At 64.6% G+C, this 22,557-nt stretch carries 20 protein-coding genes; 12 read left to right on the top strand and 8 right to left on the bottom strand.

Annotated features, from left to right (window positions below; genetic code table 11):
* Positions 1 to 83: 83 nt before the first annotated feature.
* From AC1Y2B_RS05165 to AC1Y2B_RS05145, 5 genes are all read right to left on the bottom strand, one after another.
* Positions 84 to 998 (bottom strand): DMT family transporter, encoded by a 915-nt coding sequence (locus AC1Y2B_RS05165; RefSeq protein ID WP_482251993.1) that lies wholly within the window; start codon positions 996 to 998, stop codon positions 84 to 86.
* 107 nt (positions 999 to 1,105) lie between these two features.
* On the bottom strand, positions 1,106 to 2,551 hold the full coding sequence (locus tag AC1Y2B_RS05160; RefSeq protein ID WP_482251992.1) for an FGGY-family carbohydrate kinase: 1,446 nt from the start codon (positions 2,549 to 2,551) through the stop codon (positions 1,106 to 1,108).
* On the bottom strand, positions 2,548 to 3,504 hold the full coding sequence (locus AC1Y2B_RS05155; protein WP_482251991.1) for a transketolase family protein: 957 nt from the start codon (positions 3,502 to 3,504) through the stop codon (positions 2,548 to 2,550). The genes AC1Y2B_RS05160 and AC1Y2B_RS05155 overlap by 4 nt, the downstream gene beginning before the upstream one ends.
* On the bottom strand, positions 3,504 to 4,316 hold the full coding sequence (locus AC1Y2B_RS05150) for a transketolase (protein WP_482251990.1): 813 nt from the start codon (positions 4,314 to 4,316) through the stop codon (positions 3,504 to 3,506). Before AC1Y2B_RS05150 ends, AC1Y2B_RS05155 begins: the two co-directional genes overlap by 1 nt.
* Complete coding sequence (locus AC1Y2B_RS05145; protein WP_482251989.1) at positions 4,313 to 5,761, bottom strand: L-fucose/L-arabinose isomerase family protein; 1,449 nt, start codon at positions 5,759 to 5,761, stop codon at positions 4,313 to 4,315. Before AC1Y2B_RS05145 ends, AC1Y2B_RS05150 begins: the two co-directional genes overlap by 4 nt.
* A gap of 96 nt (positions 5,762 to 5,857) precedes the next feature.
* On the opposite strand from AC1Y2B_RS05145, the gene AC1Y2B_RS05140 reads away from it, so the two are divergent.
* Positions 5,858 to 6,664 carry a DeoR/GlpR family DNA-binding transcription regulator gene (locus AC1Y2B_RS05140; protein ID WP_482251988.1) on the top strand — a complete coding sequence of 269 codons (807 nt, stop codon included), beginning with the start codon at positions 5,858 to 5,860 and terminating at the stop codon, positions 6,662 to 6,664.
* An 11-nt stretch (positions 6,665 to 6,675) separates the two neighbouring features.
* Positions 6,676 to 7,662, top strand: a complete 987-nt coding sequence (locus AC1Y2B_RS05135; protein WP_482251987.1) for a LacI family DNA-binding transcriptional regulator — start codon at positions 6,676 to 6,678, stop codon at positions 7,660 to 7,662.
* Here the strand turns inward: AC1Y2B_RS05135 and AC1Y2B_RS05130 are convergent.
* Genes AC1Y2B_RS05130 through AC1Y2B_RS05120 form a run of 3 tightly spaced genes read right to left on the bottom strand, consistent with a single transcriptional unit; the run spans position 7,659 to position 10,819 of the window.
* Complete coding sequence (locus AC1Y2B_RS05130) at positions 7,659 to 8,816, bottom strand: Gfo/Idh/MocA family protein (RefSeq protein WP_482251986.1); 1,158 nt, start codon at positions 8,814 to 8,816, stop codon at positions 7,659 to 7,661. The genes AC1Y2B_RS05135 and AC1Y2B_RS05130 overlap by 4 nt on opposite strands.
* A 12-nt stretch (positions 8,817 to 8,828) precedes the next feature.
* A complete protein-coding gene (locus tag AC1Y2B_RS05125) occupies positions 8,829 to 9,713 on the bottom strand; it encodes a sugar phosphate isomerase/epimerase family protein (RefSeq protein ID WP_482251985.1) in 885 nt (294 codons plus the stop codon).
* A complete protein-coding gene (locus AC1Y2B_RS05120; RefSeq protein WP_482251984.1) occupies positions 9,710 to 10,819 on the bottom strand; it encodes a Gfo/Idh/MocA family protein in 1,110 nt (369 codons plus the stop codon). Before AC1Y2B_RS05120 ends, AC1Y2B_RS05125 begins: the two co-directional genes overlap by 4 nt.
* 89 nt (positions 10,820 to 10,908) lie before the next feature.
* Between AC1Y2B_RS05120 and AC1Y2B_RS05115 the strand changes: the two genes are divergently transcribed.
* From AC1Y2B_RS05115 to AC1Y2B_RS05070, 10 genes are all read left to right on the top strand, one after another.
* Positions 10,909 to 11,904 carry a PfkB family carbohydrate kinase gene (locus AC1Y2B_RS05115; RefSeq protein WP_482251983.1) on the top strand — a complete coding sequence of 332 codons (996 nt, stop codon included), beginning with the start codon at positions 10,909 to 10,911 and terminating at the stop codon, positions 11,902 to 11,904.
* Complete coding sequence (locus AC1Y2B_RS05110) at positions 11,885 to 12,718, top strand: 5-deoxy-glucuronate isomerase (protein WP_482251982.1); 834 nt, start codon at positions 11,885 to 11,887, stop codon at positions 12,716 to 12,718. Before AC1Y2B_RS05115 ends, AC1Y2B_RS05110 begins: the two co-directional genes overlap by 20 nt.
* A complete protein-coding gene (locus tag AC1Y2B_RS05105) occupies positions 12,715 to 13,554 on the top strand; it encodes a class II fructose-bisphosphate aldolase (RefSeq protein ID WP_482251981.1) in 840 nt (279 codons plus the stop codon). Before AC1Y2B_RS05110 ends, AC1Y2B_RS05105 begins: the two co-directional genes overlap by 4 nt.
* Before the next feature lie 105 nt (positions 13,555 to 13,659).
* Positions 13,660 to 14,550: a LysR family transcriptional regulator gene (locus AC1Y2B_RS05100; RefSeq protein ID WP_482251980.1), complete on the top strand. Its 891-nt coding sequence runs from the start codon at positions 13,660 to 13,662 to the stop codon at positions 14,548 to 14,550.
* A gap of 76 nt (positions 14,551 to 14,626) precedes the next feature.
* Complete coding sequence (locus AC1Y2B_RS05095) at positions 14,627 to 16,741, top strand: hydantoinase/oxoprolinase family protein (protein ID WP_482251979.1); 2,115 nt, start codon at positions 14,627 to 14,629, stop codon at positions 16,739 to 16,741.
* A gap of 1 nt (position 16,742) precedes the next feature.
* Complete coding sequence (locus AC1Y2B_RS05090; protein ID WP_482251978.1) at positions 16,743 to 18,452, top strand: hydantoinase B/oxoprolinase family protein; 1,710 nt, start codon at positions 16,743 to 16,745, stop codon at positions 18,450 to 18,452.
* On the top strand, positions 18,453 to 19,652 hold the full coding sequence (locus AC1Y2B_RS05085) for an NAD(P)/FAD-dependent oxidoreductase (RefSeq protein WP_482251977.1): 1,200 nt from the start codon (positions 18,453 to 18,455) through the stop codon (positions 19,650 to 19,652).
* Positions 19,649 to 20,413, top strand: coding sequence for an HpcH/HpaI aldolase family protein (locus AC1Y2B_RS05080; protein WP_482251976.1), 765 nt, complete (start codon positions 19,649 to 19,651; stop codon positions 20,411 to 20,413). The genes AC1Y2B_RS05085 and AC1Y2B_RS05080 overlap by 4 nt, the downstream gene beginning before the upstream one ends.
* Before the next feature lies 1 nt (position 20,414).
* Positions 20,415 to 21,611 carry a pyridoxal phosphate-dependent aminotransferase gene (locus AC1Y2B_RS05075; protein ID WP_482251975.1) on the top strand — a complete coding sequence of 399 codons (1,197 nt, stop codon included), beginning with the start codon at positions 20,415 to 20,417 and terminating at the stop codon, positions 21,609 to 21,611.
* 2 nt (positions 21,612 to 21,613) lie between these two features.
* A complete protein-coding gene (locus tag AC1Y2B_RS05070) occupies positions 21,614 to 22,450 on the top strand; it encodes an NAD-dependent epimerase/dehydratase family protein (RefSeq protein ID WP_482252038.1) in 837 nt (278 codons plus the stop codon).
* The last annotated feature ends 107 nt before the right edge of the window (positions 22,451 to 22,557 follow it).

The raw sequence follows: 22,557 nt of genomic DNA, 5'->3' as shown, positions 1-22,557 counted from the left end.
GGCACGGGGAAGCGTGAAGCGCGGTGGCGGGTTGTTCAGATATGCCTGATATTTGGGCATATCACCCGAAAAAGCCCGCCGCTTCAGCAGACCTCAGCCCTGAGGATCAGGCGTGGCGCGATCATCGGCCAAATCGCCGCCGAAACCCCGCCCAGGGCGATCAGCCCGATGCCGACCAGCCCGATCTGATCCGGCACTTGGCCGAAGACCAGCGCACCCAGCAGACCAGACCACACCAGTTGCAGGTAGTTGACCGGGGCAATGACAGAGGCCGGGGCGACACGGCAGGCTTGGGTGAACATGAAATGCCCGGCGGTGGCCAGAAGGCCCATGGCGGCGAACAGGCTAAGGTCCACGACACTGGGCAGGACCGGTGGCAGGCTCCACGGCAGGGCCGCGCCAAACAACACCGTGCCGGCTATGGCGGTCCAGACCAGCATGGCCTCGGTCGTCTCGGACCGGGCCAGCGAGCGTGACAGCATGTTGTAGACGATGCTCGACGCCGCAGTGATCATCGCAAACAGGACGCCGTAAGGGTCAAGGCCGCTGCCCGGCCGCACGACCAGAAGCACACCGGCAAATCCCAGCAAAGCCGCCATCCATTGCAAAGGGCCCACCTTCTCGCCCAGCAGGGGACCGGCCAGGAGCATCACGCCAAAGGGGGCAAGGAAGACAATCGAAATCGTCTCTGCCACCGGCATCCGCTGGAACGCCAATGCCGCGAACAGCGAAGAGCAGGCCAGACAGACAGACCGCAGCAGAACCCATCCACGCCGTTGGACGGCGAACAGGCTGCGCCCCTTGCGCGGCCCGAATACGGCGAGCAAGGCCAAGAGATTGCCCGCATAGCGCATAAAGACGATCAGCGGCACAGCGTAGGTCAGCGCCATATGCTTGGTCGTCACATCCATGCAGGCAAACAACAGCACGGCCAGCGCCATCAGCACCGCCCCTTGCGTCGGGCGGCTTTGGGCAGCGGTATAGGTCACGTCGGCCATGGGATTTCCTTTGGGATACCTGTGCATACAGGCGCAGGCCGTTAGCGATAACCCTGCATTCCCGACAAGCCGCCATGCACCTGCAGCATAGCCCTCGAACCCGCGCCCTAGACCTTGGCTCTCGCCCGCGCCACCGCCTGCGCCCAGACTTGCGTCCGTGCGGGATTTTCGGGGCCGGGCTCGAACCGGGCGGGTGGCGATTGCTCCAGTGGCATCGCATGGCCCAGACGGGCAAAGGCCATGGCGGCGGCACCAAGGGCGCCCACCTCTTCCACCGGGCTTTGCAGCACGGGGCGTTGCAGGACATCGGCCTGAAGCTGCATCAGGAACGGATTGGCCGAAGCACCGCCATCCGCCCGCAGCGTGGCAAGGCTTTGGCCCATGTCGCGCTCCATCGCCGCCAGTACGTCGGCGATTTGCAGGGTGATCGCTTCGAACGTCGCCCGCGCCAAGTGGGCACTTGTCGTGCCGTGGGTCATGCCCGTGACAATGCCGGTCGCATGGTCATCCCAATGCGGGGCACCGAGACCCGCCAGCGCCGGGACAAAGGCCACGCCACCACTGTCCGGCACGGTTTGCGCCAGATCCGACAGGGCCTGCACCGACAGCCCCAGAAGACGTGCCATGAAAGCCGCCGCCTGGGCAGAGACCGTGATATTGCCCTCCAGCGCATAGGCCGTGCCGGCCTTGTCGCTCCAGGCAATCGTGCCTGACAGCCCGTTGGACGAGGCCACCCGCCCCGGCGTCAGGGTCATCAGGCTGGACCCGGTGCCATAGGTCGCCTTGACGGTGCCGGGCGCGCGGATGCCGTGGCCGTACAGGGCGGCGTGGCTGTCGCCCATCATGGCAAGGATCGGCACGCCGGCAGGCAATGCCGTGGTCTCCGCCGTCGCGCCAAACCGGCTGTCCGACGGCATGGGCTGCGGCAATGCGCTGATCGGCGCGCCGAACAGGGCGCACAGATCCGTGCTCCACGCCAGCTTTTCCGTGTCGAACAGCTGCGTGCGCGAGGCGTTGGAATGGTCGGTGGCAAAGCTGGCCCCGCCGGTCAGGTTCCACAAAAGCCAAGCATCCACCGTCCCCGCCCGCAACGTCCCCTTGTCGGCCAGCGCCTGCGTCATAGGCACATGGCGCATCACCCAACCGAGTTTGGAGGCCGGAAACAGCGGGTTGATCCCCAGGCCTGTGGCGGCCACGACAGCCGCATCATAGCCAGCGGCGATCAGGCCCTCGCAGACCTCTGCCGTGCGGCGGCATTGCCAGATGATCGCGGGATGGATCGGCTGGCTGGTGTCAGCGTCCCAGGTGACCAGAGTCTCGCGCTGGTTGGCGATGGCGATGGCCTTGATCTCGCCCGTCGCCTGCGCCACCAGATCGGCGATCACCGCCTGAACGCTGGCCCAGATGGCAGAGGCCGATTGCTCGGCCCAGCCGTTCTGCGGATAGACGGTGGTTAGCGGGCTTGAGGCGCGGGCGACGATCTGCCCGCCCTCATCGACCAGAACAGCCTTGGTGTTGGTCGTGCCTTGGTCAATCGCCAGCACAAAGCTCATCTTGCGGCCCGGATCATCGAACGCCGTGCGGCGGCGGCGATGCCGTCCGCGGTCAGGCCATTTTCCTTGAACAGATACTCCAGCGAGCCGGTCGGCAGGAAGCCCGGAAACCCGACCCGCTCCACCGGAACCGGCCGGTTGGAGGCTGTGTATTCCGCCACAGCCCCGCCAAGCCCGCCGCGAATGCCGGCCTCCTCGACGGTGACGATCGCGCCGGTCTCGGCGGCCGCATCAAGAGCCGCTTCATCAAGCGGGTTGATGGTTGAGAAGTTCAGCACCCGTGCGAAGATGCCTTCAGCCTTCAACAGGTCCGCCGCCGCCGCTGCCAGATGCACCGTAGTGCCGCAGGCGAGGATGGCAACCTGATGCCCCTCTCGCACCAGTTCGGCCTTGCCGGGGCGGAAGACTCGGTTTGGAATATCCAGCATTGGCACCGGCATCCGCGACAGGCGGATATAGACCGGGCCTTCATGCGCGGCCGCCCATTTCACCGCCTCCGCCGTCTCCCACGCATCGGCGGGGCAGATCACGGTCAGGTTGGTCAAGGGGCGCAGCCAGGCGAAATCCTCGATGGAATGGTGCGTCGGCCCCAGTTCCGCGTAGGCGATGCCAGAGGATTGGCCGATCAGCTTCACGTTGAAATTGGCATAAGCGATGTCCGCCTTCACCTGCTCCAGCGAACGCCCGGTCAGAAAGCACGACGCCGCCGAGACGAAGGGAATCCGCCCGCCATTGGCAAGACCAGCGCCAACGCCCACCATGCACTGCTCAGCAATCCCCACGTTGATCAGACGGTCGGGGAATTTCGTCTGAAAGGCCCCAAGTTTCGACGATCCGACCGAGTCATTGACCACGGTCACGATGCGGTCATCCGCCTCGGCCAACGCGACCAGGGTTTTCACCCAAGCATCGCGGCAGTCATAAAGCCCCACGGTTTCAACAGCATGCGCCATCAGACCAGTTCCTCCATCGCCTGCGCGAATTGCGCGGCATTGGGCACCCCGTGGTGCCATTTGGCCTGATGCTCCATGAAAGAGACGCCCTTGCCCTTGACCGTGTTGGCGATCACTGCCCGAGGCTTGTCGCCCGGTGGCGCCGACAGCACCGCCAGCAGGGCCGCGTGATCATGGCCGTCGAGCATCACCACATCCCAGCCAAAAGCGCGGAAGCGGTCGTCCAAAGGGTCCATCGTGATGGTCTCTTCGGTGCCGGCCCCCTGCTGCAAACGGTTCCGGTCGACGATCAGGGTCAGGTGCGACAGCTTGCGGTGGCCGGCAAGGTTGGCCGCCTCCCAGTTGGAGCCTTCCTGCAATTCGCCATCCCCGGTCAGAACGAAGGTGCGGTAGTTGGCCCCGGTGATCTGACCTGCAATCGCGATCCCTGCGGCCACGGGCATTCCATGTCCCAACGGCCCGGTGTTGGTCTCAACCCCCGGCAGATAGTTGCGGTTGGGATGGCCGTTCAGTTTCGACCGGTTGCCCATGTAGGTCAGAAGCAAATCGTCCGGGAAGAAGCCAGCCGCCGACAGGACCGTGTAAAGCGCACCGGTTGCATGTCCCTTGGACATGATGAAACGGTCCCGCTCAGCCCAGTCCGGGCGCTGGGGATCGTAATTCAACACGCCAAAATACAGCGTCGCCATGATGTCGATGGCCGAGAAGTCGCCACCGGGATGGCCCAGTTGCGCCTCATACACCATCTGGAACGCCCTGCGGCGCATCCACAGCGCCTTGGCCTGGATGTTCGGAACCGGATCGTTCGTCACAACCGCACCTCGGCTTCCGCGCCATGGTGGTACATCGGCCAGTTGAGGTAACGGGTGACAGCCTCGTTCACCACATCGGCATGGTGGCCGCGCACCATCGCCACGTGATGTTCAAAGCCGTTTTGCGTGACAAAGCGCATCAGCTTGCGCAGGTCTTTCACGTGGGAAACCGCAATGCCGCCATCCATCGGGAAGGGATCATCCGTGAAGGCCCCCTGCCCCAGATAGGTCTTCAGCGTACCCTTGCGATCATCCGACGACACCCGGAAGAAGGTCATATCCCCCGCCTTCACCTTGCCCTTGACCGCGCCAAAGCACTTTTCGCGGCCAATCACGGTGCCCAGCACGTCCAGTTCGCTGATCTCTGGCGTCGAGCCGATGAACTTCTTGGGGAAGTTGCCGCAATGGGTGCAGACGCACTTGTCGACCTCATTGCCGTAGTTGTTGTTCCAGTCGAGGATCGCCGGTGGCGCTCCACTTGCCAGCGCCAAGGCGTACATTGACAAGGCGCCCATGATGTCGACCTCGCAGGCGCTTGGCATCAGTTCCTCGCCCATCATGCTCATCGTCAGGCAGGTCGCGCAGCCGAAATTGTCCTGCAAGGACCGCCAGCACTGGATGGCCGAGGCGTCGCATTCGTTCTCTTCAATCCAGCGGTCTACCGCCAGCGACCACTTGGCCTGCTTGGCAATCTGCTCTGGCTTGATATGCGCCGGGATGGTGCCATAGGCCTTGATCTTCTCCAGCTTGGTGATCAGTTCGGCATCGCTGTCACTGACCCGCCCCGCCGCCCCGATCATCTCGGACAGATCGACGGTGACGACCGTGACGCCCGAGGCCTGCAACAGCTTTTCACTGTAGCGCATGGTCTGGAACGCCCCGGTCCGCGCCCCGATCGCCCCCAGCCGCGCGCCGCGAAGCCCCTTCACCGTCCGGCACACCCGCGAGAACCTTTCAAGGTCCGCACCAAACTCCGCCGAGGAGGTGTCGCAGGTGTGGCTGGTGGTTTCGGTGAACGGCACGCCGTATTGGTAGAAGTTGTTCGTCACCGAGATCTTGCCGCAGAAGGCATCGCGGCGCTGGCTGACCGAGACCTTGTCGACCTCGTCATTGCTGGCCTGCAGCAGGATCGGCACGTTCAACTTGGCGCGGTTCACCAGTTCAGAGATCGCAATTTCGTCGCCGAAGTTGGGCAAACAGATCACCAGCCCGTCAATCTCATCCCGGTGGCTCTTGAAGAAGCTGGCGTAAAGTTCCGCATCCGGGATGCTTTGCACGGCGCCATTGGCCGTGGCCTCATAAGGCAGGATCAAAGCCTTGATCCCCAGCCGCTCCAGATGCGCCAGGGTCTCGCGGCGCGAGTCCTGACAGGGGGCGGGGCTGAAGAAGGCCCGCGACCCGATCACCACAGCCAAAGTCACCTGCCGTTTGATATGCAATGCCATCGCGTCCTCCTTGCGTTTGATGTCGTTTAACGCTGAATGCTTTCGTTTGCAATCGAAACTCTTTGCGGTATGCTATGGGAAAGCAAAGGACCGCCCGTGAAACCCGCCCTGAAACCACCCGCCGAACCCCTGACCGGCCTTCTGTCCGAACCCCGCCGCCGCAGGATTCTGGAGTGGATTCAGGAAGAAGGCTCGGCCCGGGTGCGTGACCTTGCGGGGGCGTTTCAGGTATCCGAGGCCACGATCCGGCAAGATCTGGAACGGCTGGAGCAGGAGGGCACCGTCACCCGCGAACATGGCGGGGCGTTCCTAACCTCCGTTCCGGCGCAGGTGAATGCGGTGGCGCTGCATCATCAGGAAAACATGGAGAAAAAGCGCAAGATCGGCGCGCTGGCGGCCAGTCTGGTCGGCAATGGCGAGACCTTGATCCTCGATGCCGGCACCACCACGACCGAGATTGCGACGCGGCTGACCACACGCCAGGACCTGACGGTGATCACCAATGCCCTGAACATCGCGCTGATCCTCGGCGCCGTGCCGGGCTTTGCCGTCCATATGCCGGGCGGGCAGTTCAAGGCGCCGACGCTGTCGCTGTCCGGCGACAAGTCGGTCGAGTACTTCCGCAACATCTTTGCGGGAAAGCTGTTCCTTGCCACCGCCGGGGTGGCTTTGGATGCCGGCCTGACCTATCCGTCCTTCGCCGACCTGCAGTTGAAAGAGGCGATGATCAAGGCCGCCGCCCATGTCTATCTTGTGGCGGACAGTTCCAAGATCAATAAATCCTCGTTCACCCGCCTTGGCGCGCTGGAGGTCATTCAGTCCTTCATCACCGATGCAGGGATTTCCGATGCCGATGCGCAAGCGTTTGAGGCGCGCGGCATCAAGGTTCTAATCGCACATTAGGAAAGGGCAGCATGGCGGCGACTCTGGCAGATGTGGCGGAAAAGGCGGGGGTCTCGCGCGCTGCTGTCTCACGCACCTTCACGCCGGGGGCCTCGGTGTCTGCGGCGATGCGGGCGCGGGTGGAGGCTGCGGCAGAGGCCCTTGGCTACAGCCCCAACATGCTGGCCCGCAGCCTGACGACGCGCAAGACGCAACTGGTGGGCCTGGTCAGCAACAACTTCCACAACCCGGTTTTCCTGCACATCTTCGACCTCTTCACCCGCGGCCTGCAGGACCACGGCCTGCGCCCCCTGTTGGTGAACCTGTCGGAGGAGACGGACCCGGCGCGCTCTCTGACCCTGCTGCGGCAATACTCGGTCGACGGCGTGATCGTGGCAACCTCGCACCTGCCAGATGGCTTTGCGGCGGCGTTTCAGGCGGCCGGGGTGCCGGTGGTGCATGCCTTTGGTCGGGTGACGGGGGTCACCGATGTGGTCGCCATCGACAACATCGCCGCCGGGGCCATGGCGGCCCAGACGCTGATGGACCGGGGCTATCGCTCCATCGGTTTCATGGGCGGGCCAGAGGCGGCCTCGACCACCCAAGATCGCCTGACAGGGTTCCTGCAGGTCGCCAAGGCGGCAGGCATCCAGGCCAGCGCCAGTTTTGCCGGTGCCTATGGTTTTGAACCGGGACGGGCCGAGATGACCCGACTTCTGTCCGCCCCCCATGCGCAGGCCTATTTCTGCGCCGATGACGTGCTGACGATTGGAGCCTTGTCCGCGGCCCAATCGGCAGGGCTGAAGGTGCCGGATGACCTTGGCCTGATCGGGCTGAACGACATGGAGATGGCGGGCTGGGCCAATATCAACCTGACCACCATCCACCAGCCCTTCGATGCCATCGTCACAGGCTCCATCGACCTGATGCGGGCGCGGCTCAGTGACCCCGCCCGCCCGGTCGAGGCGCGCATCTTCCCCTGTCACATCGTCGAACGCGGCACCCTGCGCCCGTTTTAGCGGAACATCAGCGGGCGGGCGTCGACCCATTCACCCTGGCGACCCGCCGAAGCCACCGCCGCATGGATTGCCGCGATGGAACGCAAGCCGTCCTCTGCCACCGGATAAAGACTGATCGCGGGGTCAGCCTTGCGGCCGTCCCGCGCCGCCATGATCCCCTCGGCCAAGTCACGGTAGATATTGCCGAAGGCCAAGGGCATGCCCTCGGCATGGCCCACGGTAACCCGGCTGGCGCGATCAGCCTCGGGCGACAGGTTGCCCTCCCCTCGTTCGATGATCTGCAGACGCTGACCCAAAGGCATGTAGTGCAATTGGTTCGGCTGCTCTTGCGCCCAACGCAGGCCGCCAGTCTCGCCAAAGACCTGAATTGTCAGGCCGTGCTGGCGGCCAATCGCCACAGAGGAGGTCCAGAGGCGGCCAACAGTGCCGCCGTCCATCCGGAAGTTGACCATCGCGTCATCTTCCAGCACCCGCCCAGGCAGGCACGAGGCGAAGTCGGCGGACAGTTTGGCGACCTCTTGCCCAGTCACAAAGCTCGCCATGTGCAGCGCATGGATGCCGCAGTCGGCGAACTGGGCCGACGCCCCAGCCAGCGCCGGGTCATACCGCCAGCGAACGCGCGGGTTGTCGGCATCGGCGGCATTGGCGTGGTGGCCATGGGCGAATTCGGCAACGACCAGCCGCACCTTGCCGATGTCACCCCGCGCCACCATGGCACGCATGTGGCGTACGAGGGCGTAGCCCGTGTAGCCATAGTTCACCGCACAGATGCGACCGGCGGCGCGGGCGGTCTTGACCAGGTCTTCCGCCTCGGCCTCGGTCACCGTCATCGGCTTTTCGCAAAGGACGTTGAAGCCCGCCGCAAGGAAGGCCTTGGAGATTTCATAGTGGGTGGAGTTCGGCGTCGCCACCGTCACCAGATCAACCTTGTCAGGCCGGTTCCGCTCCCCTTCCAGCATCTCGCGCCAATCGCCATAAGCGCGATCCGCTGCCACGCCCAAACGCTGCGCGAAGGCGCGACCTGCCGCCGGGCTATGGTCCAAAGCCCCGGCGGTGAAGGTGTAAAGCCCGTCTAACCCTGCCGCCAAACGATGCGCCGGGCCGATCTGGCTGCCGTCACCGCCCCCGATCATGCCCCAATTCAACCGTGCCATGATGACCCTTTCTCAGAACCCGATGGAGGAAAGATAGTCGCGGTTCGCCCGCGCGTCGTCGATGGGAGAGGTGCCGCCCGAGGGGTCGCAGTCCTGCTCAACCGTGCACCAGCCCTCGAAACCCGCTTCCAGCAATATCTGCCGGACCGAGGCGAAATTAACATCGCCCTTACCCAAGTTGCAGAAGATGCCCTGCCCGCAGGCGTCGTAAAAGCCGGTGCGATGCGCCACGGCATTTGCTTTAACAACCGGGTCGATGTCCTTGAAATGCATATAGGATATGCGACCGATATGGCGGCGCATGAAGGCCACGGGGTCAAAGCCGGCGTAGGAGTGGTGGCCGGTGTCGAAGCAGATCTTCAGCAGGCTTTCATCCGTTTCAGCCAGCAAGCGTTCCAGCTCTGGTTCAAAGTCGATGAACCCCGCTGCATGGGCATGGATGCCCACGGTCAACCCATGATCGACACCCAGTTGCGCCACGGTGCGGATACGGTCGGTGAAGGCTTTCCACTCGGCAGCATCCATCTGCTCGGCCTCACCCGCCCTGCCAGCGGTCGGCGCCCGGCGGGGCGAGATGGAATCGATCAGCACCAGATGCTGCGCGCCATGCGCCACCAAGGCCTTGCAGGTGCGGGTGGCACCGTCCCAGACATCGTCCCACGCGGCGGGGTCGTGGAAGGGCCGGAAAACCACGCCGCCGATCAGGGTCAGGTCGTTCTCGGCCAAGGCATCGGCCAGCACCGCCGGGTCCTCGGGCATAAAGCCGACAGGCCCGAGTTCGATGCCCTTGTAGCCCGCCCCTGCACAATCGCTCAGCACCTTGCGCCAGCTTGGATTGCGGGGGTCGTTTGCGAATTCCACGCCCCAGGAACAGGGCGCATTGCCGATGCGGATCATGTGGCCTCCAGATTGACCCAAGCCCCCGTGGCCGCCGAGTGGCGGGCGGCGGCGATGATTTTGGCAACCGCAAGACCATCCGCGAAGGTGGGCCAGACGGGCGTGCCGGTTTCAATGGCGCGCAGGAAATCCCGCGCCTCGATGACGATCTGTTCCTGATAGCCGGTGCCATGGCCGGGGCCCTGACTGAACGGCAGATAGTCGGGATGGGCGGGTCCGGTCAGGATCTTGGCGAAACCGCGCTGCGCCTCCGGCCCCTCGGCCTTGTAAAGCCAGAGGGCGTTCTGATCCTCCTGGTCGAAGCGGATCGCGCCCTTTGTGCCAGTGATTTCATAGGCATAGCCCATCTTGCGTCCGGTGGCGACGCGACTGAAGCTCAGATGCCCCATTGCACCGTTGGCAAAACGGCAAAGGAACTGGCCGATGTCGTCGTTGACCGCCCGCCCCTCGGCCCCCGGTCGGTCGGGGTAGACCGTGCCGATATCCGCCGTCAGCCGCGCAATCGGGCCGACCAAGGCCAAGGCCGCATTGATCATGTGCGGGGCCAGGTCGCCCATCGTGCCGTTTGCCTCGCCAAAGTTGCGCCACTGCGCGGGGCGCTGGCCGTCGCTGTCGAAATCCTCGGTATGTTCGCCGCGAAACCAGATCACCTCGCCAATCGCACCCGCTTGCACCAAAGCGCGGGCGTACTGCGAGGCGGGCGTGCGGATGTAGTTGAAGCCGACCATGTTGGTGACGCCTGATGCTTTGGCGGCCGCCACCATCGCCAGACTGTCCTTCAGACTGGCCCCCAGCGGCTTTTCGCAAAGCACGGGTTTTCCAAGGGCGAAGGCCCGTTCGGCAATGGCGCGATGGGTTTCCTGAGGTGAGGCGATCACCACCGCCTCTACCCTTGGATCATCAACCAGCACGCGCCAATCCGCCGTAGCACGGGCAAAGCCATAGGCCGCGCGGTAGCCTTCGGCACGCGCCTCCGACGTGGCGCAGACCATCTCCAGCCTTGGCCTTAGCCCCGGGTTGAACACCGCGCCAACGCTTGCGAACGCCACCGCATGGGCCTTGCCCATGTAGCCGCCGCCAATAATTCCGATGCCGATTTCACCCATCGTGACCCTCCCGAAAAGGTTTGCAACCGGTTGCAAAACAGGTAACCTCACCCGCACGACAAGGCAACCCCAATCCGAACGGATGTCTGATGGTCCTGCTCTACCCCGCCGAGATGACGCGCTTTGCCTTGAACCGCTTTGTGGTTCTGGGCCGTGTCGGCATGGACCTATACGCCCATCCGCCGGGCACACGAGTGGAAGAGGCGCTTAGCTTCACCCCCGCGCTTGGCGGATCGGCGGGCAATATCGCGGTGGCACTGGCCCGGCAGGGCGCGGGGGCGAGCCTTCTGTCTTGCGTTTCGGATGATGCGGTCGGGCGCTATTGCCTGGCCGAACTGGATCGCTACGGCGTGGACCGCCGGCATGTGCTGTCGGTGGCCGCGCGCAACAGTCTCGCCGTGACGGAGACCTGCGCGACAGACTGCCGGGTTGTGCTGTACCGCAGCGCGGCGGCCGATCTGACCCTTTCGGCGGACCAAGTGGCTGGTGTCGATTTCACTGCCATCGGGGCGCTGGTGGTGACCGGAACCGCCCTGTCGGCCGAGCCGTCGCGCAGCGCCACCCTGCGCGCCATCAAGCAGGCCAAGGCGGCGGGCGCGCTGACGCTTCTTGACCTTGACTACCGCGTCAATGCCTGGGCCTCGCCGTCCGAGGCGGCATCGGTCTGCCTGCGTGTGGCCCAGACCTGCGACGCGGTGATCGGCAATGACGAGGAATTCGGCCTGATCGCCTGGGCTTATGACCGTGGTCCGGGCCTTGCCCGCGATCTTGCCGCGGGGGCGCTGTTCACCATCTACAAGCGCGGTGCCGAAGGCTCGACCACCTTCGCAGCGCAGGCCGAGTTCGAGACGCCGATCTTCCCGGTGGCAGCGCAAAAGCCGATGGGGGCGGGCGACGGTTTCATGGGCGGCCTGCTGGCCGCCCTGGCCAAGGGGCTGACGCTGCCCGAGGCCGTCCGGCGTGGCTCTGCCACCGCAGCGATGATCGTGGCCGGTGTCGGCTGCGCCCCCGCCAGTCCGGACCCTGCCGAACTCGACCAATTCATAACCGCCTTCGGAGAGACCAATGCACATCGCCCCGCATGACAACCACAACACGGCGATCATCGGAATGGATGACCCGCTGGTGCCTCTGGTCTATTTCAACATCGTCACTCTGGCGCCGGGTGACCGTTTCATCAGCCATGTTCCGGGATATGAGACTTGCATCGTCCCCGCCACCGGGACGGTTGACGTCAGCACCGACGGGCAGGACTTCCGCGACATTGGCAAGCGCCGCCTGAACGTCTGGGATGGCGAACCAGAGGGCGTCTATGTGCCGTCAGGCGTGCCCGCCACCCTCACCTGCACCGCCGCCGCCGAGGTGTTCATCGCCGGCGCCCGATTTGCCGAATACCGCCCGGCCTTTGCCGTTCGCGACGTGGACATGGTGCAATACGGCTCGGATGACACCAAGACCCACCGCAAGATCAAGCATATCCTCGGCCAAAAGTACCATGACCGCGTCGGCCGCCTGCTGGTGTCGGAACTCTATACCGTGGGCGCGGGCGGCTGGTCGGGCTTTCCCAGCCACAAGCACGACACCAACCGCCTGCCCCTGGAGACGCGGCATGACGAGGTCTACAACTTCCGCTTCAACCCGCCCCACGGCTCGGGCCTGCAGATGCTGCAACGCGAAGAGGGCAAGGTTGGCGACGCCTATCACCTGATGGACCGATCGACCGTCGCCATCGACAAGGGCTATCATCCGTGCTGCGTGCTGCCCGGGTATCAGATGTACTACTTCACCATCCTCGGCGGTCTGACCCAGCGTCCGCTGGTGCAGTATTTCCAGCCCGAACACGCCGACCAGATCGAGACGATCCCCGGCATCAAGGACATGATCGCGAAGTTCAAATGAGCTGTGCTACCCTCTCGGACGTCCTGCGCCCCTGCCTGACCGATGGCACTGCCGTCGCTGGATTGGTGGTTCTGGGGTGGGAGGATGCCGTGGCCTTTGTGCGGGCCGCCGAGGCCGAGGCGCGCCCTGTCATCCTGCAAGCCGGCCCGGGCTGCCGCCGCCACACGCCCCTGCCCGTACTGGCCGCCATGTTCCGCACGCTGGCCGAAGGCGCTTCAGTGCCCATCGTCAGCCACCTTGACCATGGCGAAAGTCTGGCCGTCTGCCGTCAGGCGGTGGATCTTGGCTTCACCTCTGTCATGTACGACGGCTCCGCCCTGCCGCTGGCTGAAAACATCGCCCGCACCGCCGAGGTCGTGGCCATGGCCCACGCGCAGGGCGTCAGCGTGGAGGGCGAATTGGGCTTTGTCGGTTACGCTGCGGGTGCCGCCTCGCAAGGCACCGACCCTGCCGAGGTTGCCCGGTTCGCCCGTGAGACCGGCGTGGACGCGCTGGCGATCTCGATCGGCACCAGCCATCTGATGACCACGCCGGGGGCCACGGTCGACTGGCCCCGCCTCAAGGCGATCGAGGCGGCAGCGCCGGCATTGCCCCTTGTGCTGCACGGCGGCTCTGGCCTTGATGCGGGGCTGCGGGCAAGGCTGGCGGCGGAAAGCCGGGTCTGCAAGGTCAACATCGGCACCGAATTGCGGCAGGCCTTCGGCGCGGCGCTGCGCGACAGTCTGGCACGGGATGCCGCGCGCTTTGACCGGATCCAGATCCTGTCCGACACGATCCCGCCCCTGACAGAGGCCGCGCGCACGGCGATCCGGTCGCTGTGCCCGGGCCGCGATTGATCGCGGCCCCGCGGCGCGATCAATCGCGCCGCGCCCGGGCGTGGCCCGCATCGTTTGCCTGGCCCCCGGTTTCCCCGTAAGACGTCGCGGGAAGGGAGCCACCGCGTGCTGAACGTCAAACACATCGAAGCCTTTGTCACCGTCGCCGACCTTGGCAGCTTCCGGCGGGCCGCCGAGCGGCTGCACACCACCCAGCCCAACATCTCCAACCGCATCGCCCAACTGGAGGCGCAGTTGGGCGTCGTGCTGATGGAGCGGGATGCAGGCTCCGTGCGGCTGACGCAGAAGGGCCGCTCTTTGCTGACGCCTGCCCGCAAGGTGCTGGCAGCACTCGATGCTTTTGTGGCGGCGGCCGATGACGACACCCTGTTCCGCGACACCCTGCGGCTGGGCGTGTCCGAGATGGTCGCCCACACATGGCTGCGGATGTTTCTGGTCGAAATGAAGGCGCGGTTTCCCAACATCACGGTGGAACTGACGGTCGACCTGTCGGCCAACCTGTCCAAAGCCCTGTTTGACCGCGACCTTGATCTGGCCTTCCAGAACGGCCCGTTTGACCGAAAGACGCGGCACAGCCTGACTTTGGGCCAATCGAGCTATGTCTGGATCGCCGCACCGGGCCTTGATCTGCCCCTGACCCCCCTTTCGCCGGGCGACATCATGCGTCACCCGATCCTGACCCATGCCCGCAACACCGTCCCCTTTCGCCAACTGGAGGACCACTTCCGCCCGCTGGGCATCGCGCGTCTGGTGCCAAGTTCCAATATGTCGGCTTGCCTGCAGATGGCGCTCGACAACCTCGGCATCGCCTGCCTGCCGCGCGCCATGCTGGCCGCACCGCTCGCCTCTGGGGCGTTGCGCGAACTGGACTATGGCTGGCACCCCGGCGCCCTGCAGTTCCATGCCCGCCACGAGGGCGACCCTGCCCCGACCTATGTGACCGAGGCTGCCTCCCTCGCCCAGCGGCTTTTCCCACCCGAGGATACGAAATTCTGATCCTTGCGATACGAAGAAACGATTTTTCCTGATGTGCGGGATGGTCTAGCCTGCCACCAGGATCAAGGAGACTCTCATGGCACATGTGGCCCGGCTTGGCGTTGATATCGGTGGGACCTTCACCGACGTGGTGCTGGAAATCGGGCCTGATCCCAACGCAAAGCCCGCCCTTGGCGCACTGCTGCAGCGGCACTCGACCAAAGTGCTGACCACCTATGCCGCACCCGAGGATGCCATCGTCGAAGGCATGCACCGGGTCTGCGCCAAGGCCGGGATTTCGCCCGGCGTCATCAGCCAGATCATCCACGGCACCACCCTTGCCACCAACGCCCTGATCGAGCGACGCGGCGCCAAGACGGCCCTGATCACCACGCAAGGCTTCCGCGACGTCATCGAGATGCGCACTGAAAGCCGCTTTGAACAATACGACCTGAACCTGACCCTGCCCGAACCCCTCTTGCCCCGCAACCGCCGCTATGTGGTTGAGGAACGCATGGTCGCACGCGGCGACGTCCTGATCCCGCTGGACCGCGCCGAGGTGGAAGCGCTGGCCGACACGCTGCGCGAGGCGGGCTATCAAAGCATCGCCGTGGGTCTCTTGCACTCCTACGTCAACGACGCGCACGAACGGCTGATCCGCGATGTGCTGATGGAACGTCTGCCCGGTGTGATGATCTCGCTGTCGTCCGAGGTTTCACCGCAGATGCGGGAGTATGAGCGGTTCAACACGACCATCGCCAACGCCTATATCAAACCTCTGATGAAGTCCTACCTTGGCCGTCTGGCAGATCGACTGGCGGCTGAGGGGGCCGATTGCCCGGTGTTCCTGATGCACTCGGGCGGCGGCATCATCTCGATTGAAAGTGCCGCCGAATTCCCGGTGCGTCTGGTGGAATCCGGCCCTGCAGGTGGTGCTGTCTTTGCCGCCGACATCGCAGCCCGGCATGGCCTCGACAAAGTCCTGTCCTTCGACATGGGCGGCACCACCGCGAAAATCTGCCTGATCCGCAACCAGACCCCCAAGACGGCGCGGGTGTTTGAAGTTGCCCGCACCTACCGGTTCAAGAAGGGCTCCGGCATGCCCATCTCGATCCCTGTCATCGACATGGTGGAAATCGGCGCAGGCGGTGGTTCGCTGGCGCGGGTCGATGCGATGAACCAGATCAGGGTCGGGCCGGAAAGTGCGGGAAGCGAACCCGGCCCCGCCTGCTATGGCCGGGGGGGGGAACGTCCGGCGGTGACCGATGCCGACCTGATCCTTGGCAAGCTGGACCCAGACAATTTCGCCGGGGGGACGATCCCGCTTTATCCTGAGGCCTCCAAAGTGGCGCTGGATGCGGTGCTGGCGGATCGGCTTCAGATGCCGACGCTGGAGGCCGCTTGGGGACTGGCCGAAGTCGTCGATGAAAACATGGCGAACGCCGCCCGCGTCCATGCCGTTGAAAACGGCGAGGATCTGTCGGACTACACGATGATCGCCTTCGGTGGTGCAGCGCCCCTGCACGCCGGACGCTTGTGTGAAAAGCTGGGCGTCACCCGCTGCCTGATCCCGCAGGGCGCGGGTGTGGGCTCTGCCATCGGCTTCCTGCGCGCACCGTTCAGCTTTGAATCCAATCGGTCGGTCTTCATGAAGGCCCGGGATTTTGACCCGGCCGCTGTCCGCGCCCTCTTCGCCGACATGCAGGAAGAGGCGACCCGCTTTGTCCGCTCCTGCGACGCCACCTCGCCCATCAAGGCCGACTACAAGGTCTACATGCGCTACAAGGGCCAAGGCTGGGAAATCCCCGTGCCCCTGACGCCCGAGGAGGCGCGCGACGCCAGCCCCGTCACCTTCCTCAGGCGCTTCGAGGAAGACTATGCCAACCTCTTTGGCCGCACGGTCGAGGGGATGGAGGTGGAAATCACCGTCTGGTCCGTTAACGCCTACACCCCCTCCGCCCCCGTGGACCGGGCGGCTGCGGTCATTCCCGGTGCCGCGCCGCCCCAAGCCGGACAGCGTCCGTTGTTCGACGCCGCCTTGGGGAGCAGCCACAGTGCGGGCATTTATGACCGCACTGCCTTCGGTCCGGGCAATCGCATCGCTGGCCCCGCCATCATCACCGAGGAAGAGACGACCATCGTGCTGCCCTCCTCGCGCCAGGCCATGGCCTTGGCCGATGGTTGCATCGACATCACCGTGAAGGGGGCGTGAGATGACCGCGAAGCTTTCCAAAGTCGTCTATCAGGTCATGTGGAACCGCCTGATTTCCATCGTGGAAGAACAGGCGCAAGCGCTTGTCCGCACGGCCTTTTCCACCTCGGTCCGTGAGGCGGGTGACCTCTCCGCCGGCGTCTACAACGCCGAAGGGCAGATGCTGGCCCAGGCCGTCACCGGCACCCCCGGCCACGTCAACGCGATGGCCGACGCCGTCCCCCACTTCATCCGCCGCATTGGCCGCGAGAACATCCACGAGGGCGATGTCTACATCACCAACGACCCGTGGGAGGGCACCGGCCACCTGCACGACATCACCGTCTGCACGCCGTCCTTCCACCAAGGTCAGCTTGCGGGCTTCTTCGCCTGCACCGCCCATATCGTCGACATCGGCGGTCGCGGCTTCGGGGCTGACGCCAATTCGGTCTACGAAGAGGGCCTTTATATCCCGATCATGAAGCTGATCGACAAGGGCACCGTCGACGCCACCCTGATCCGCATCATCCGCGGCAATGTGCGCGAACCGGATCAATTGGTCGGCGACGTCTACGCGCTGGCCACCTGCAACGAGATCGGCCACCGCCGCCTGATTGACATGATGGTGGAGTTCAACCTCGCCTCCCTCGATGGCATTTCCGATTTCATCCTGACGAATTCGCATCAGGCGACGCTGGCCCGCATCGCCGCCCTGCCCCAAGTCTCGGCCGAGGGGTCGATGACCATTGACGGCTACGACCGGTCCATCGACCTCAAGGTGAAGGTCTCCTTCAACGGCGACCACGTGATGTGTGATTGGGAGGGGACTTCGGGTCTCGACAAGAAGGGCATCAACGTGCCCTTGGTCTACACCAAGGCTTATGCCTGCTACGCCCTGAAATGCGCCATCGCGCCGGAAATTCCCAACAACGCGGCGTCTTTGGAACCTTTCCGGATCACGGCCCCGGTCAACTCCATCGTCAACGCCGTCCACCCCGCCCCGGTGGCTCTGCGCCACGTGATCGGCCACATGGTCCCCGACACGATCTATGACGCGCTCGACAAGATCCTCCCCGACACCGTCCCCGCCGAGGGCGCCGGGTGCCTCTGCAACTTCCAGGTCTCGCTGCGTCCCCGCACCGACGCACCGGCCCCGGCGGATGCCGTCCGCTCTGAGGTCTTGACCTTCAACTCCGGCGGCTCTGGCGCACGGCCCACGCTGGACGGCATGAGCGCCACCGCCTTCCCCTCGGGTGTCATGACCATGCCCGTCGAGGCCACCGAACAAGTCGGCCCGGTGATCATCTGGCGCAAGGAACTTCGCCCCGACTCGGGCGGTGCAGGCAAATATCGCGGCGGTTTGGGCCAGTTCATGGAAGTGGGGGCCCGCGAAGGGCATGAGTTCGACATCTCGGCCATGTTCGACCGGGTCAACCACCCCGCCCGAGGCCGCAGGGGCGGGCTGGAAGGTGCCCCCACCACCATTGCGCAGGACGATGGCGTGATAATGAAGGGCAAGGGCAAGCAATTCGTACCCTATGGCCGCAAGGTGATGATGGCCTTCCCCGGCGGCGCTGGCTACGGTGCGGTCAGCCAGCGCGACCGGGCCGCAACCCGCCGCGATCTGGCACTGGGATACATAACCGAGATGACGGCACGCACCGTCTATGGCCTGTCGGACGCCGAAATCGCCGAGGTCATGGCGGCTGCGCGCAAAGGGGAGACCGCCTGAATGGCCCAAGACGCACCAAAGCATTCCGCCTATGACGTTGTGATCATCGGGGGGGCCATCACCGGCTCCTCCACCGCGTGGTTTCTGACCGAGAACAAGGACTTCCAAGGCCGCGTTCTGGTGGTGGAGCGCGACCAGAGCTATGAATTCGCGGCCACCAGCCTGTCGAATTCCTCGATCCGCCAGCAGTTCTCGACCGAGCTGAACATCCGGATTTCGCAGTTCGGGGCCGAGTTTTCGCAGAACCTGCCGAAATACATGGGCGGCGATGCGCCCAAGCTGAAGATCCGCAACTTTGGCTACATGTATCTGGCCGCCGATGAAGGCTTCGCCAAGGTGCTGCGGGCGCAGCAGGCCTTGCAGGTGTCCTTGGGCGCTGAAACCCGGATCATGTCTCCGGATCAGATCAAGGCCGAATATCCCTTCTACACCGTCGACGATCTGGCTCTGGGCAGCATCAACACCAAGGACGAAGGCTATTTCGACGGCTACACGATGTTCGACTGGTTCCGCCGTCAGGCAAAGGCCCGTGGCATCGAATACATCACCAACGAGGTGACCGCGATCACGCGCAATGGCGACCGGATTGAAAGCGTGACGCTGGCGACCGGGCAGGTGGTGGCCTGCGGTCAGGTGGTGAATTCTTCAGGCACGCGGGGGGCCAAGATGGCGGCGATGGCTGGCATCACGATCCCGATCGAACCGCGAAAGCGCTATTCGTGGATCGTCAAGCCTGAGACCCCGCTCTCCCGCGATCTGCCGCTGACCATCGACCCGACGGGCGTCCACTTCCGCACCGACTCTGACACGACCTATCTGGTCGGTGCCCATGCCGACCATGACCCGGCGGTGGCGTTTGATGACTTCGCCATGGACCACGACATCTGGCAGGACCATGTCTGGCCGATCCTCGCCACCCGCATCCCGCATTTCGAGGCGGTCAAGGTGGTGCGCGAATGGGCGGGGCATTACGATTACAACACGCTGGACCAGAACGCGATCGTCGGGCCGCACCCCGAGGTGACGAACTTCCTGTTCCTCAACGGCTTCTCCGGCCACGGGCTGCAACAATCGCCCGCCATGGGGCGCGGCACCGCCGAGTGGCTGACCTATGGCGCATTCCGCAGCCTTGACCTTTCCCCGTTCCGATTTGAACGCATCGCCGAAAACCGCCCCCTGATCGAAGGCGCCATCATATGAACGTCAAACCGAACGCTTTCCTGTCGGCCATCCGGGCTGGCCAACCGCAGATCGGGGTCTGGGTCGGCCTCTCCTCGCCCTTCGCCGCCGAGATCATTGCCGGTGCGGGCTTTGACTGGGCCATGATCGACATGGAGCATTCGCCCAATGACCTGACCTCGGTCCTTGGCCAGCTGCAGGCCTTCGCCGCCTATGACACCACGGCAATGGTGCGGCCGGAATGGAACGATGCGGTGCTGGTCAAGCGCCTTCTGGACATCGGCGCGCCGGGGTTGCTGTTCCCGATGGTGCAATCGGTCGATGAGGCGAAGAAGGCCATCTCCTCAACCCGCTATCCGCCGCACGGCATTCGCGGCGTGTCGACCTCGACCCGGGCCAACAAGTTCGGCCGGGTGACAGACTACTTCACCAAGGCCGAGGGCGAACTGGCCGTGCTGCTGCAGGTGGAAACCAGGGCGGCGGTCAATCTGGCGGTCGAGATCGGACAGGTTCAAGGCTGTGACGGGGTGTTCTTTGGCCCAGCCGACATTGGCGCGGACATGGGGATTTTGGGCCAGCCGATGCATCCCGACATCTGGGAATTCATCCTGCCCGCCGCCAAGCGGCTGATGGCGGCCGGTATTCCGGTCGGCACGCTGGTCGGTGACAGTACCTTTGCCCGCAAGCTTCTGGATGAGGGTTTCACCTTTGTGGCCTGCGGGGTCGACACCGGCATCCTGTCGCGGGGTGCTGACGCCTTGTTGAAAACGATGAAGGCCTAGGATGGATTTCGCCACTTCGCGCCTCAGAACCGTCAAGCCCTCGGCCTCTGCCGCCATCTCGACCAAGGCCAAGGCGATGGTTGCGGCGGGGCAGGACGTGATTGATCTTGGGCTTGGAGAGCCGGATTTCGACACCCCCGCGCATATCATCGAGGCGGCGCATCAGGCGGCCTTGCGCGGCGAGACGCGCTATCCCAACACGCAAGGCACGGCGGCCCTGCGGGCAGCGGTGGTGGAAAAGTTCCGGCGCGACAATGGGCTGACCTTCACGCCAGAGGAGATCATCATCTCCAACGGCGCGAAACAGGTGATCTTCGACGCCATGATGGCCACGCTGGACCCCGGCGCCGAGGTGATCCTGTGCGCCCCCTATTTCGACAGTTACCGCAACATTGTCTCGGTGATCGGCGGGCAGCCTGTTACCGTGGCCTGCACGTCCCAGACGGGCTTCCTGCTGCAGCCCGCTGCGCTGGAGGCCGCCATCACCGACAAAACCCGCTGGGTGATGTTGAACTCGCCCTCCAACCCCTCCGGCGCGGTCTACCGCGCCGCAGATTTTGCCGGCTTGGGCGCGGTGCTGCGCCGCCACCCCCATGTCCTGATCCTGTCGGACGAGATTTACGAGTCCATCCTGTTTGACGGCCAGCCCTTCGCCTCTTTTGCGGCGACCTGCCCTGATCTGGCGGACCGGGTCTTGACGGTGAATGGCGTATCAAAGGCCTATGCGATGACCGGCTGGCGCATCGGATATGGCGCCGGGCCGAAAGCGCTGATTGCGGCGATGACGACGGTGCAAAGCCAGATCTCCTCTGGCGCCTGCTCGATTGCGCAGGCGGCGGCCCTGGCCGCGCTGACCGGGCCGCAGGATTGTGTTGCAACATTCCGGCAGGCCTATCAGCGGCGTCGTGATCTGGTGATGACCCATATCGCCCAAATCCCCGGCCTTGCCTTGCGCAACCCCGGCGGAGCCTTCTACACCCTGATCGACTGCTCGGCCCTGCTGGGCGGGGCAATCCGCGATGATGTGGCCTTCACGGACTGGCTTCTGACGGAAGCCGGCCTCGCCACCGTGCCGGGCTCTGTCTACGAGACGCCCGGTTTCTTTCGCATCTCGACGGCCACCTCGGATGCCACGCTGACCCGCGCCATGGGTCGGCTGGCCAAGGCGGTGGCTACCCTCTCAAAGGACAAGACATGAAACTGAAACGCCTGGTCCTCACCGGAGCCGCTGGCCGGCTTGGCTCGTACCTGCGCGAGCCCCTGCTCAAACTGGCGGAAGAGCTGGTTTCGACCGATCTTCTGGCCGACATCGGCACGCTTTATCCGGGCGAACGCTATGTGCAGGCCGATCTGGCTGACAAGGCCGCGATGGAAGCGGTGATTGCGGGGGCCGACATGGTCATCCACTTCGGCGCCATCGGCGATGAGGCGCCTTTCGAGAAAATCCTCGGCCCCAACATCATCGGCGCCTACAACGTCTGGGAAGCGGCCCATCACCACGGCGTCAAGCGGGTGGTCTATGCCTCGTCGATCCACGCGGTGGGCATGTATCCCCGCGCCGAGTTCATCGGCACCGATGTGCCGCACCGGCCCGACACCTTCTACGGGCTGGCCAAGTGCTTTGCCGAAGACCTTGGCCGGATGTACTGGGAAAAACGCGGGCTGGAATCGGTGCACCTTCGCATCCTGTCCTGCGCTCAAGTCACCTCGGCCCGCGCCTTGGGGACCTGGCTGTCTTATGACGACCTGATCCAGTTGGTGACGCGGGCGATTGATACGCCGACTGTGGGCTTCACGGTGGTTTACGGTGTGTCGGGCAACGACCGCGCCCCGGTCGACAATGCCAAGGCCAGCTTCCTTGGCTTCCGCCCCAAGGACAATGCCGAGGTTTTTGCCGACCGCATTCTGACCGAAGCCCCGGCCGTCGATACCCGCGATCCGGGTCAGATGTGCCACGGCGGCCCCTTCGCCTCGGTCGCGCTTGGCAACAGCGGGATGGCCACGATGAACATCGTGAACGACGCCAAGAAGGTCTGACGGCGTGCCGGCGCCGGCCTCCCCCTCAGGGGGAAGCCGGGTGTAGACGGGACTCAAAGCTTGCCCTAACCTGACCCCAAGGCCGCGCGGATTTGCCGCACCCTGCC

The organism is Stagnihabitans sp. (assembly GCF_964946895.1).
Note: the sequence above shows the minus strand (reverse complement) of the source record. Positions and strands in the feature narration are given on the sequence as shown.

What these genes read in the sequence shown, in the direction of transcription:
- AC1Y2B_RS05165 (WP_482251993.1), bottom strand. Translation starts at nt 998, where the DNA reads ATGGCCGACGTGACCTATACCGCTGCCCAAAGCCGCCCGACGCAAGGG.
- AC1Y2B_RS05160 (WP_482251992.1), bottom strand. Translation starts at nt 2,551, where the DNA reads ATGAGCTTTGTGCTGGCGATTGACCAAGGCACGACCAACACCAAGGCT.
- AC1Y2B_RS05155 (WP_482251991.1), bottom strand. Translation starts at nt 3,504, where the DNA reads ATGGCGCATGCTGTTGAAACCGTGGGGCTTTATGACTGCCGCGATGCT.
- AC1Y2B_RS05145 (WP_482251989.1), bottom strand. Translation starts at nt 5,761, where the DNA reads ATGGCATTGCATATCAAACGGCAGGTGACTTTGGCTGTGGTGATCGGG.
- AC1Y2B_RS05135 (WP_482251987.1), top strand. Translation starts at nt 6,676, where the DNA reads ATGGCGGCGACTCTGGCAGATGTGGCGGAAAAGGCGGGGGTCTCGCGC.
- AC1Y2B_RS05130 (WP_482251986.1), bottom strand. Translation starts at nt 8,816, where the DNA reads ATGGCACGGTTGAATTGGGGCATGATCGGGGGCGGTGACGGCAGCCAG.
- AC1Y2B_RS05125 (WP_482251985.1), bottom strand. Translation starts at nt 9,713, where the DNA reads ATGATCCGCATCGGCAATGCGCCCTGTTCCTGGGGCGTGGAATTCGCA.
- AC1Y2B_RS05120 (WP_482251984.1), bottom strand. Translation starts at nt 10,819, where the DNA reads ATGGGTGAAATCGGCATCGGAATTATTGGCGGCGGCTACATGGGCAAG.
- AC1Y2B_RS05115 (WP_482251983.1), top strand. Translation starts at nt 10,909, where the DNA reads ATGGTCCTGCTCTACCCCGCCGAGATGACGCGCTTTGCCTTGAACCGC.
- AC1Y2B_RS05110 (WP_482251982.1), top strand. Translation starts at nt 11,885, where the DNA reads ATGCACATCGCCCCGCATGACAACCACAACACGGCGATCATCGGAATG.
- AC1Y2B_RS05105 (WP_482251981.1), top strand. Translation starts at nt 12,715, where the DNA reads ATGAGCTGTGCTACCCTCTCGGACGTCCTGCGCCCCTGCCTGACCGAT.
- AC1Y2B_RS05095 (WP_482251979.1), top strand. Translation starts at nt 14,627, where the DNA reads ATGGCACATGTGGCCCGGCTTGGCGTTGATATCGGTGGGACCTTCACC.
- AC1Y2B_RS05090 (WP_482251978.1), top strand. Translation starts at nt 16,743, where the DNA reads ATGACCGCGAAGCTTTCCAAAGTCGTCTATCAGGTCATGTGGAACCGC.
- AC1Y2B_RS05085 (WP_482251977.1), top strand. Translation starts at nt 18,453, where the DNA reads ATGGCCCAAGACGCACCAAAGCATTCCGCCTATGACGTTGTGATCATC.
- AC1Y2B_RS05080 (WP_482251976.1), top strand. Translation starts at nt 19,649, where the DNA reads ATGAACGTCAAACCGAACGCTTTCCTGTCGGCCATCCGGGCTGGCCAA.
- AC1Y2B_RS05075 (WP_482251975.1), top strand. Translation starts at nt 20,415, where the DNA reads ATGGATTTCGCCACTTCGCGCCTCAGAACCGTCAAGCCCTCGGCCTCT.